General features: G+C 29.0%; 9 protein-coding genes and 1 other annotated feature. Of the genes, 8 read left to right on the plus strand and 1 reads right to left on the minus strand.

What is annotated here, in order from left to right:
- From CLCHR_RS22500 to CLCHR_RS22525, 6 genes are all read left to right on the plus strand, one after another.
- A partial coding sequence (locus CLCHR_RS22500) for an NAD(P)-dependent oxidoreductase (RefSeq protein WP_278337026.1) occupies window positions 1-299 on the plus strand: 299 nt, incomplete at its 5' end.
- Window positions 300-605: 306 nt separating this feature from the next.
- Window positions 606-1,289, plus strand: a complete 684-nt coding sequence (locus CLCHR_RS22505; RefSeq protein ID WP_079442143.1) for a hypothetical protein — start codon at window positions 606-608, stop codon at window positions 1,287-1,289.
- 23 nt (window positions 1,290-1,312) lie between these two features.
- Entirely contained in the window at window positions 1,313-1,516 is a 204-nt protein-coding gene (locus tag CLCHR_RS22510; RefSeq protein ID WP_079442144.1) for a hypothetical protein, read from the plus strand.
- 328 nt (window positions 1,517-1,844) lie between these two features.
- Complete coding sequence (locus CLCHR_RS22515; RefSeq protein ID WP_169896869.1) at window positions 1,845-2,996, plus strand: sensor histidine kinase; 1,152 nt, start codon at window positions 1,845-1,847, stop codon at window positions 2,994-2,996.
- A complete protein-coding gene (locus CLCHR_RS22520; RefSeq protein ID WP_079442145.1) occupies window positions 2,974-3,660 on the plus strand; it encodes a response regulator transcription factor in 687 nt (228 codons plus the stop codon). The genes CLCHR_RS22515 and CLCHR_RS22520 overlap by 23 nt, the downstream gene beginning before the upstream one ends.
- Before the next feature lie 241 nt (window positions 3,661-3,901).
- Entirely contained in the window at window positions 3,902-5,410 is a 1,509-nt protein-coding gene (locus tag CLCHR_RS22525; RefSeq protein ID WP_079442146.1) for a DEAD/DEAH box helicase family protein, read from the plus strand.
- Window positions 5,411-5,482: 72 nt separating this feature from the next.
- Here the strand turns inward: CLCHR_RS22525 and leuS are convergent, their stop codons facing one another.
- A complete protein-coding gene (gene leuS / locus CLCHR_RS22530) occupies window positions 5,483-7,933 on the minus strand; it encodes a leucine--tRNA ligase (RefSeq protein WP_079442147.1) in 2,451 nt (816 codons plus the stop codon).
- Window positions 7,934-8,012: 79 nt separating this feature from the next.
- Window positions 8,013-8,227, minus strand: a binding site (T-box leader).
- Window positions 8,228-8,567: 340 nt separating this feature from the next.
- Between leuS and cls the strand changes: the two genes are divergently transcribed.
- Both cls and CLCHR_RS22540 read left to right on the plus strand, forming a co-directional pair.
- A complete protein-coding gene (gene cls, locus CLCHR_RS22535) occupies window positions 8,568-10,001 on the plus strand; it encodes a cardiolipin synthase (protein ID WP_079442148.1) in 1,434 nt (477 codons plus the stop codon).
- Between the two features lie 28 nt (window positions 10,002-10,029).
- The gene (locus tag CLCHR_RS22540) at window positions 10,030-11,196 is read left to right on the plus strand and encodes an MFS transporter (RefSeq protein WP_079442149.1); all 1,167 of its coding nucleotides are present in this window, start codon (window positions 10,030-10,032) and stop codon (window positions 11,194-11,196) included.
- The last annotated feature ends 176 nt before the right edge of the window (window positions 11,197-11,372 follow it).

The following is an 11,372-nucleotide window of genomic DNA, read 5'->3' on the forward strand; positions in this document are numbered from 1 at the left end:
GTGAAAAGTTATTATTAATGAAAGAAAGTGCAATTCTAATTAACACAGCAAGAGGCCCCGTTGTAGATAGTGCTGCACTTGCAGAAGCGTTAAACAGTGGAAAAATAGCAGGCGCAGGCGTAGATGTGTTTGAAGTTGAACCACCAATACCAGTTAATCATGTATTATTTGGAGCTAAGAACTTAATAGTAACTCCTCATGTTGCTTTTGCTACAGCAGAAGCTTTTGAAAAGAGAGCGGTCATTGTTTTTGATAATATTGAAAAATGGTTAAAAGGAACTCCACAAAATGTAATGTAAAATAAGGCACATTCCAATAAATAACAAGTTCATTTGCTGCAAATTGGAATTTTTATTTAATTTCATTTGACTAAGTTTATAAAATGTAAAAACAAAATATTGAAATTTAAAAATGATATCTATAGATTTAGCACTTTTTGTGCTAAAACATAGGTATCATTTTTATATACTCTCGTCTTTTGTATTATTTTAAAATTGTTTATAAAATTTTTAAAATTGCTTTAAAGGATTTTTAAAATTGGATTTTATAATGAACTCATAACAAGCAAGGAAATAAATCCTTGAAAATATTAGGAGGCGTTATAAATGAATAAAATTAAAGTATTATATGATGTGTTTAAAACTATGAAGGATAAAGAGGTATTTAAAGGAAATGTAAAATTGGAAGCAGCTAAAGGTGATGTGAAAGTATTATCATTTTCTAATGAATTTGAAACTAATACTAAAAGTGGAGAAACAAAAGCTAATATAAATGTTGATTTTGATGCAGAAGGTAAAAAGGTAAAACATGAAAGCAGCTCAGAATTTAATATAAAGAATTGTCCACATCATGGATTCCATAGAGGAATGCATATGCATAATCACGGGATGAACATGCACGGAATGCGTGGTCATGGTGGAATAAAGGGAGGTCTTTCAAAAGTTACATTTATGTTAAATTTATTAAATAATGTACAAGTAGAAGAGAAGGATGAAAAAGCTATTATTTCTTTGGAATTGAAAGAAGTATTTAAAGAAATCAAGGACATGCATAAAGAATTCCATAAAGGAATAGATGAAGAAAAGATAATGGAGCATATAAAACAAATGAAGGAAAGTGATGATAGAGGTTTTCATAAACATCATAAGTTTATAAAAGAATTATTAAGTTCTGAAAATAGCGATACTGTATTAAAAATATATGCAAATAAAAACAATGAAGTTGAAAAAGTAGAAATTTCCTCTAAAGGTGAAAATACTGTAAATGGATCATTAGATTTAGTTTGGTAAATTAATTGAGTTAGGAGTTAGTAATGCCAAAGTATATTATTTGCAATAACACTAGAAAATATAATGAATTAACTGAAGCTTTAAAAAATAGAGGGATTGAATTTGAGACAACACATTGTGATAATAAATGTTTTAAATGTCGCACTAGAGTTATGATTAGAGAAGATGATAAATATATATATGCAAGTGATGTTAAGAATCTATTGAAAAAAATAAATATTTATTAATAGTAAGTAGGTTTAAAATTCAGAAATCTCTAAATAATTGATGTAAAAACTTAATTATTTAGAGATTTTTATTTTTAATCAGATAAGTAGTTTTGTTCATAATTAAAATTTAAGCATCTCATAGAAGTCATTTTGTTAAAGTTATTAATATGTGGATTTAATTTATCAAAAGTTAATTGTTAATGTTATAATCATTACAATAGTTGAAATTTATTTTAAGGTGGTGGCAAACATTAGAAGATTTAGAGGAAGAATTCATTCTCATTTTCATAATAAATTCGAAAAAGAACATCAGGAATACTTTGAAAAACTCAAAGAATTAAATAAAATGCGTTATGAATTAGTTTATGAGCATCAAAAATTGCATCATAAATCTCATCATAAACAATTTAATGAATTTAATAGAATACATAGATATTTAAGATGGATGCGTCCAACGGGAATTTTAATAAGCATACTGCTTGTTTTTTCTATATTTAAATTTGTAGATGTAAAGGCGGTTACTATATTTTTCGCTATGATTTTTGTTATTTATCAAAGTTCTCATATATATATCACCATGAGGATGGAGAAAAGAATTATGAAACCTATAGAGAAATTAAAAGATGGTGTTGAACAGATAGCCAGAGGCAATTATGATGTAAATATTGATAATGACGTATATAATGAAATTGGAATTTTAATATATGATTTTAATAAAATGGCTGAAACTCTAAAAAAATCTGAAAAGATGAAACTGGAATATGAAGAAAATAGAAAAGCCCTCATAGCAAATATCTCTCATGATTTAAAAACACCTATTACTTCAATTAACGGATATATTGAAGCATTAGTGGATGGGGTTGTTACTTCACCAGATAAGGTAAACAATTATTTAAATATAATTCTTAATAATACTACTTATATAAATAATCTTATAGATGATTTGTTTTTATTTTCAAAATTAGATATGCAGAAATTAGATTTTAACTTTGAGACGATTAAATTTGGACCATTTATGAGTGATCTTATGGAAGAATTCGATTTTGTTCTTAAAGAAAAAAATATTAAATTTAAATTTGAAGATAGGCTGTTAGAAGAATTAGAGGTTAATATAGATGGAAAAAGAATATATCAAGTGATTAGAAATGTTATAGGAAATGCTATAAAATATGGAAGGCAAGAAGATGCAATAATAGAAGTAGAATTAAGTAATAATAATGAATGGATTAAGATAGAAATTAAAGATAATGGGCCTGGAATTCCAGAAGATAAGCTTTCAAATATATTTAATAGATTTTACCGCATAGATACAGAACGTACAAAAGATTTTATGAGTACAGGTTTAGGACTCGCAATTGCAAAGGAAATGGTAGAAGCTCATGGAGGAAAAATTTATGCATCTAGCATCATGGGAAAAGGAAGTAAGTTTACTATAGAGATCCCAATAAATAATAAAGAGGAGGAAACACAAGCGCATGAAACAAATATTAATTATTGAAGATGATATAAATATTGCAGAATTAGAAAAAGAATATCTTCAATTAAATGGTTATAAAGTAGAAATAGTTCAAGATGGAAGCCAAGGCTTAAAAAGAGCCCTTATGGGGATATTTGATCTTATTATTGTTGATTTAATGCTTCCAGGTAAAGATGGATATTCAATAGTACAAGAGATTAGAAAAAAATATGAAATACCTGTAATAATTGTGTCAGCAAGAAGTGATGATATTGATAAGATAAAAGGCTTAGGATTTGGAGCCGATGATTATCTAACCAAACCCTTTAGTCCGGCAGAATTAGTGGCCAGAATAAAATCTCATATAATCAGATATGAAAGGTTATCTGGAAATAAAACTCAAGTTAGTGTTATTATTCATAAGGCGTTAGAGATAATGACAGATTCTCATAAGGTTTTCGTAAATGGAAAAGAAGTTATTCTAACAACAAAAGAATATGAACTTTTAGTTTTCTTAGCCTCTAATCCTAATATAGTTTTTACTAAAGATCAGTTATTTGATAACATATGGGGTGAAGAATATTATGGAGATACAGCCACTGTTGCAGTTCATATACAGAAACTAAGAAAGAAGATTGAGAAAGACCCTGGAAACCCCGATTATATTGAAACTCTTTGGGGTACGGGATATAGGTTTAATTCCTAGCATTTTTCAGGAGTAGTATGATGTCCATTTGAAGCAAGGTGATTCTAAAATTATTCCAAAGCAGGTAAAGTATCTTGTGACCGTAGTTAAGTGCAATAGTTCTACAGAGGCAACAGCAAAATGTTATATTAAAAATTGTTAAAGCAATACTATTGGCAGAAGGTTGGATTTGGTATAAAATAGATAATATATGTAGTATATGTATTTTAATAATTTAAATGAGATATGAGGTATAATTACTTTGGATATAAAAAACGACATTCCTCAAGAAGAGAATAAAGATAAAGCTGAAACTGAAGAAGTATTAATAAGCGGTGAAAAAGAAGATAATGAAACCTTTAATGATAATATAGCTTTTAAATATTTGAAAGAACTATCAAGTCATATGGAGTTAGAGAATGAAGATGGTGAAGTAAAAAGTTCGTTTCAATTTATAGAAGAGGTAGATCATAATAGTGTTTTAGCAAATTACTTAAATAAAAAGGCAGCAGAAAAAGAGGAAGACCATAACTTTAAAATAATTCCTTTCGGATTTAATCTTAGCCAAAAAGAAGCAGTACAGACTGCTTTTGACAATAAAATCAGTATTATTGAGGGTTCGTCCGTATCGAGTAGTACAGATGCCATATTAAATATTGTTTTAAATGCAGTAATAAATGATAAAACAGTTGCAATTATATCTGAGAGTGATTTTTTTGCTTTAAAATTTGTTGAAATTCTTAATAAAGTTGATATGGATTTTATTATAGATAATATAATTGATAATGAAAGTGATTATAGTAAAGATAAAATAGAGCAGTGGCTTTCTTTAAAAAGAAGCCAATTTGAAAAAAGAAATTTGCATAAGGAAAGAGGAGAACTTAAAGATATCCAAAATACTTTGAGAGAAATGTTAGAAAATGAGGATAAGCTGTCCTTAATCCAAATGGAAAAAGCAAATTTACTTAATGAGATTTCGATTCCTGATAATGGAAAAAAGATAACTCTTCCGGCCTCAATATTACTCCAAAGCGCAGATAAAATCATGTTATTGTTGGAAGAATACACGATGCTCATTAAAAAGGATAAATACATAAAATTTTTGAATAAGATTAGATTTTTGTTTAAATATGGTATTTCTGAATTTGGATTCTATAACAACAAATTTGAAAATGTAAAAAAGTTGCTTATTAATAGATATAATCAGTTGAAAATATCGGAGTTAGATGTAGAAATTGAAAGCTTAAAAAATAAGCTGGATCGATATATTATTGAAGATGAAATAATATATCATAAAGAAAATTCTTTAAGTATATTAAAAGGAATTCTATATGAAAGATATAGTAAGAAAACAGATGCTGAAATATTAGAAAATGAGGAAGGTAATAATTCAGAGGATACAATTAAAAAAAATAAAGCTGTGATAACGTCAATTAATTCCTTTAAAAAGAGTATGAATGGTTGGAAGTTATTTGATTATGTAATTATAGATGAAGCTGAAAAAATAGATATTTTTTCAGGGGCTCTAATTTTGGCATGCGCTCGGAATATAGTACTTATGAGTGACCCTAATCAGGTTTTTGATGGACCATATGATAAAACAAATAATGTGTGGAATGAAATTTATAAGGAATATTCGCCAGATGAATCTTATGATTATTTAAATAATAGTCTGTTGTCTTCAATAACTAGGATATTTCCAGATACTCCTAAAACAGTACTTGTGAAAAAGTATAGGGGTTCTAGGAATCCAGTAAATTTATATAATTAAAAGTAAATATAAAATATTTTAAAGAGAAATTTAAGTTATAAAAAATAATAGAGTGGCCAATTGGCCGCTCTATTATTTTACAACTATATTAACAAGTCTTCCTTTAATTACGATTACTTTAACTATAGTTTTGCCCTCAGTATTTTCTTTAATAGTTTCATTTTCTAATGAAGCAGCTTTTATTCCTTCTTCATCTAAATTAGAAGCTACCATAATTTTAGCTTTTATTTTACCATTGATTTGAATTGCAATTTCAACTTCATCTTTAACTAAAGCTGAAGGATCAAATTCAGGCCATTTTTCATTAAAGATTGTTGAATTATTTCCAAGTAAGCTCCATTGTTCTTCAGCAAAGTGAGGTGCAAATGGTGCAAGTAGTTTTACAAAATCAGTTATAGTTTCTTTCAAGAAGTTTGTATTTTTAACATTCTCCTGATTATATTTATTAAGAGCATTTGTAAGCTCCATAAGCCTTGCTATTGCAGTGTTAAATTGCATTTTATCGCCATCTTCAGTAACACCTTTTATTGCTGTATGCTTCCAGAAGTTTAGTTCTTTTTCAGCTGAATCAATAGAATCTTTAGTATTTTCATTTGAATTTATTATAGTTCGGCATGTTTCTAGAATTCTTTCAATTCTATCTACGAATTTACCAACAGATTTTATTCCATCATCACTCCATGCTCCACCTTCAGTATACCCAAATCCAAACATTAAGTACATTCTAAATACGTCAGCGCCATATTCTTTGATGTAGTCATCAGGAGAAATTGTATTTCCCTTTGATTTACTCATCTTAAGTCCATCTGGTCCTAAGATCAATCCTTGGTGAGTTAAGCTTAAGAATGGTTCATCAAAGTTTAAGTATCCCATGTCTCTTAAAGCTTTTGTTACAAATCTTGCATATAGTAAATGCATACAGGCATGCTCTGGTCCACCAACATATTTATCTACAGGAAGTATTTTGTTGATCTTTTCAGGGTCAAAAGGTGCATCTTCATTTTTATTATCTGCATATCTTAAATAGTAGAAAGATGAACATACAAAAGTGTCTAAAGTATCAGCTTCTCTCTTTGCATGACCTCCACAAACAGGACAAGTAGTGTTTATAAAATCTTCAGATTTACTTAATGGTGATTTACCATCTGGAGTAAATTCAACATCATAAGGAAGTTTTACTGGAAGATCCTTTTCTGGTACTGGAACTATTCCGCAATCATCACAGTATATAACTGGAATTGGAGCACCCCAATATCTTTGTCTTGAAACTAACCAGTCTCTTAGTCTGAAGTTTACCTTCATTGAACCTAATTTATCTTTTTCTAATTCTTCAACAATCTTTTTCTTAGCGTCATCAGTTGTTAATCCATCAAATTTTCCTGAGTTAACAAGTATTCCATATTCACAGTATGGAAGCTCTGGATCAGTATTATCTTTATTTGTTATAACTCTTTCAATTGGTAAATTAAATTTAGTTGCAAAAGCAAAATCTCTTTCATCATGAGCAGGAACAGCCATAACGCATCCTGTGCCATAAGTAGCCAACACGTAATCAGAAATCCAAATAGGAACTTCTCTTCCATTGATAGGATTTATAGCATAAGATCCAGTGAATACACCTGTTTTTTCTCTTGAAACTGATTGTCTTTCAATGTCAGATTGTTTAGCAGCAGCTTCTTTATAGCTTTCCACAGCTTCTTTATATTCTGGAAGTGTTAGTTGATCAACTAATTGATTTTCAGGGGCTAAAACTACATAAGTTACACCATTTAAAGTATCAACTCTTGTAGTGAATACATCAAAATCTAAAATTGAATCTTTAACCTTAAAAGTAACTTGTGCACCATAAGATCTTCCAATCCAATGCTTTTGCATAGATTTAGTTTTTTCAGGCCAATCTAAACCATCTAATTTATCAAGTAATTCATCAGCGTAATCAGTTATTTTAAAGAACCATTGAGTAAGGTCTTTTTTCATAACTTCAGTGCTGCATCTTTCGCAGGTTCCTTCAACAACTTGCTCATTAGCTAAAACTGTATTACAAGATGGACACCAATTTACAGGAGCTTTTTTTCTGTAAGCTAAACCTTTTTCATAAAGTTTTAGGAATAACCATTGAGTCCATTTATAATAATCAGGAAGACAAGTAACTACTTCATTTTCCCAGTTAAACATAGCCCCCATAGATTTTAATTGTTTCTCCATAGTTTCTATGTTTTTTAAAGTAGAATCTTGTGGGTGTATTCCAGTTTTTATTGCATAGTTTTCAGCTGGCAATCCGAATGCATCAAAGCCCATTGGTTGGAATACATTATAGCCTTGCATTCTTTTAAGTCTTGCCCATGAATCAGTTGGACCATAGTTAAACCAGTGCCCTGCATGAAGTTGAGCTCCTGATGGATAAGAGAACATTTCTAAAGTATAGAGCTTTTTATCTAAATTTTCAGGATTAAATTTATAAACCTCATTTTCTTCCCAAAACTTTTGCCATTTTTCATCAATCTTAGTTCCGTAATTTGCCATTGTTATCCTCCTTAAATTTAACATTATAAGTTAGCTGTTATATATTAACTGTTAACTAAAAAAGCCTCCGTCTCTAAACTAAAGAGACGAAAGCGCAATTTCCGTGGTACCACTCTTAATTAGAAGAAATAGAATAAATCAAATCTTCTCACTTAATATTTTAACGGTATTACCGTACTTGCTTTAACAAGTAAGCTCCTAGGCAAGTTCATAATAATATAACACTGTTTTACAGCTACCAACAGCTCTCTTATAGATATAACTATTACTAATACTCCTATTCATCGCATGATATAAAATTTTAATAATATTATATATTAAAAAATCTAAAAAAGTCAAGAAGTTGACTTTTTAGGTAGTGATTTGATAAGTTAGATATCAAGCAAGGTTATGGGAGGATTAGTGATGTTTTTTATTAAATATTGGAATAATATTATTATAATATGTTAAAAGTTAAAGTGATTTAAAGATATTAAGTTCGATGAAAAGTAAATATTATCTTCCTAGAATCAGTTATTATGATAAAATACTTATAGTAGATATATGTGTGTAATAAATTTTATTGTAGATAGGAATTTAATTAATACGATACCATATATAGATAAGAGTTTAATATAGAGGGAAGTGAATCTATATGAATATACTGTTAGGCTTGACAGTCATAATATTAGTACTGAATATTCTTTTCTCGTTATCACTAATTTTTATAGAGAGAAAAGACCCAACTACAACATGGGCGTGGCTTCTAATATTAATGATTTTACCAGGCCTTGGATTTATTGTTTATATTTTGTTTGGGCAGAACTTAAGTAGGCAAAAGATCTTTAAAGAGAAAATAAAGTTTGATGAGAAGAAGAGAAAAAAATTAAATGATAAATATAATTTAAGTAATCATTGCCACGATGGTGGAGAAAAATTTGCGGACTTGAGAAGATTAAACTTTAACCATTCAGGTGCAAAATATACAACTAATAATAAAGTTAATGTTTATGTAAACGGAAAAGAAAAATTTAAACAATTAATTGAAGATATAAAAAATGCAAAGAAGTTCATTCATGTAGAATATTATATTTTTAGAGGAGACACCTTAGGTAAAAAGATAATTGATGAATTAACTAAAAAAGTTAAAAGCGGTTTAGAAGTCAGATTATTGGTAGATAGCATGGGGTCACGCATGTTAACCAAAAAAGTACTTAAAGAATATATAGAGGCTGGCGGAAAGTTTTCATTATTCTTTCCGGGAATTTTACCACATATAAATACCCGTATAAACTATAGAAATCACAGAAAGATAGTAGTGATTGATGGGAGATACGGATATGTTGGAGGATTTAATGTTGGTAAAGAATACATAAATGAGGATCCAGAGTTTGGGTTTTGGAGAGATACACATGTGAGAATTGAGGGAGATGCAGTTAATGCTTTAAATGAAAGGTTTTTGCTTGATTGGGGGCATGCATCTGGTGAAGAAATAAATGACTACAATAGGTATTCAGAAGGGTTTAATAAAAATTTAGGAGATGTGGGGATACAAATTGTAACTAGTGGTCCAGACCATAAAGAAGAGTATATTAGAAATTCCTATTTGAAGCTAATAAATAATGCAAAGAAGAATTTATATATAGAAACTCCTTATTTAGTACCTGATTCTCCTATATTAGAAGCTCTAAAAATATCTGCTTTATCAGGAATAGATGTTCAAATAATAATACCTGGAAAACCAGATCATTTCTTTATGCAATGGGCAGCGAGTTCTTATGTGGGCGAATTACTCGAAGCGGGTGTAAAATTATATAGTTATCAAAATGGATTTATTCATGCGAAGACAATAGTTGCAGATGGGACAGTGATGAGCATTGGAACTGCTAATTTAGATATCAGAAGTTTTAAACTTAATTTTGAAGTAAATGCATTCATTTATGATGATAGAATTGCGGCAGCTGGTGAATTACAATTTAAGGAGGATATTAGCGTTTCGGAGGAAATAACAAAGGAAATTTATGACGGGAGAAGTTTTTCTCTTAGAATTAAGGAATCTTTAATTAGATTGGTATCACCGATACTATAAAACTAATCATAAACGAATGGAGTATCATATGAAAAGCAAGGATAAATTTTATTACTCACTAACTACGTATATGAATTACGGAGTGATGAGTATAGTGACAACATTTTATGTGCCTTATTTAAATCAAATAATTGGATTATCATTAAGCGAAGTTGGGAATGTAGTATCCATAGGAGCACTGTTTGCAATTATTTCTCAACAATTCTTAGTGAATAAATTGTCTTTAAGAAAAAATAAGAAACTACATATAATTACGCACTTGTGCGCATTAGTTGGAATGATAATATTTCTAATGTTCGTTAACAAAGCTATTATATATTTTTACGCTGTCCTTTATGGGATTATAGTGCAAACAGTTGGAACTGTATATGAAATATATGTTGAAGAAATAGCAGTAAATCATAATATAGAGTATTCTGAAATAAGGAAGTGGGGATCAATTGGATTTGGGTGCGTAGTTTTACTAAGTGGCACTATAATTTTAAGATATGGTTTTAGGACTATTCATGTAATTGGAATTTTAATGACAGGCATAGTTATAAGTTTAATAGCTATAAAGTTTAAGAATAATAAATCGGATACAAATAAGAAAAAAGCAAGGCTAAGTGCTGTATTTAAAAATAAAAACTCAATAATTCTTGGAGTGATTAACATCTTGATTATTGGAACTTATACAGCAATAGAATTTGCATATTCAACTTATCTAATAAAGATAACTGGAAATGCAGATTTGGCTAACGCTATATATAGTAAATCTATATTTTCAAGAGTTTTTGTTGAATTTATATCATTTATTCTTGTTGGAAAGTATTTAAAAGATAAAGATCCTAAAAAATATTTAATAATAGCTTTTCTTATAGGAACCATTAGAATATTGATGTTTTCAACATCATCTTTGATTTTAGTTGTTTTAGGAGATCAATTGCACGGATTAATGTATGGATGTTATTTAACGTTCTTATTTAAATATATTAGAGAAGTCGTTGATGAAGAATTAGTTGCAGGTACATTTTCTTTTGTAAGCGTACTAGGATCTGCAGGAGCTAATTTTATATATCCACGAATGTTTAGTACAATTCAAGAAAACTTTGGATATACACCTATGTATTTAGTTGCATTCTCAATAATGTTGATTTCAGCCTTAATTGCCATTAAGGTTCTTCCGGGAAAAAAGCAATCTATTGGTGTTTTATAAATTGATAGCCAGTCCATAAATGAGACGTTTGTAAATATATAGGCTTTTGCATGAGAAAAACTGTATGAATAGGGAAATATCTTGAATTCATACAGTTTTTTTATAAACATTATTAATATAAGTTTTATACTAACCATTTGTGTACCTACCTTGTCCGTTAGAGTATATACTTATTA

It is taken from the genome of Clostridium chromiireducens (assembly GCF_002029255.1).
Taxonomy (GTDB): Bacteria; Bacillota; Clostridia; order Clostridiales; family Clostridiaceae; genus Clostridium; species Clostridium chromiireducens.

What these genes read in the sequence shown, in the direction of transcription:
- CLCHR_RS22540 (WP_079442149.1), top strand. Translation starts at nt 10,030, where the DNA reads ATGAAAAGCAAGGATAAATTTTATTACTCACTAACTACGTATATGAAT.
- CLCHR_RS22515 (WP_169896869.1), top strand. Translation starts at nt 1,845, where the DNA reads ATGCGTTATGAATTAGTTTATGAGCATCAAAAATTGCATCATAAATCT.
- leuS (WP_079442147.1), bottom strand. Translation starts at nt 7,933, where the DNA reads ATGGCAAATTACGGAACTAAGATTGATGAAAAATGGCAAAAGTTTTGG.
- CLCHR_RS22505 (WP_079442143.1), top strand. Translation starts at nt 606, where the DNA reads ATGAATAAAATTAAAGTATTATATGATGTGTTTAAAACTATGAAGGAT.
- CLCHR_RS22510 (WP_079442144.1), top strand. Translation starts at nt 1,313, where the DNA reads ATGCCAAAGTATATTATTTGCAATAACACTAGAAAATATAATGAATTA.
- CLCHR_RS22520 (WP_079442145.1), top strand. Translation starts at nt 2,974, where the DNA reads ATGAAACAAATATTAATTATTGAAGATGATATAAATATTGCAGAATTA.
- cls (WP_079442148.1), top strand. Translation starts at nt 8,568, where the DNA reads ATGAATATACTGTTAGGCTTGACAGTCATAATATTAGTACTGAATATT.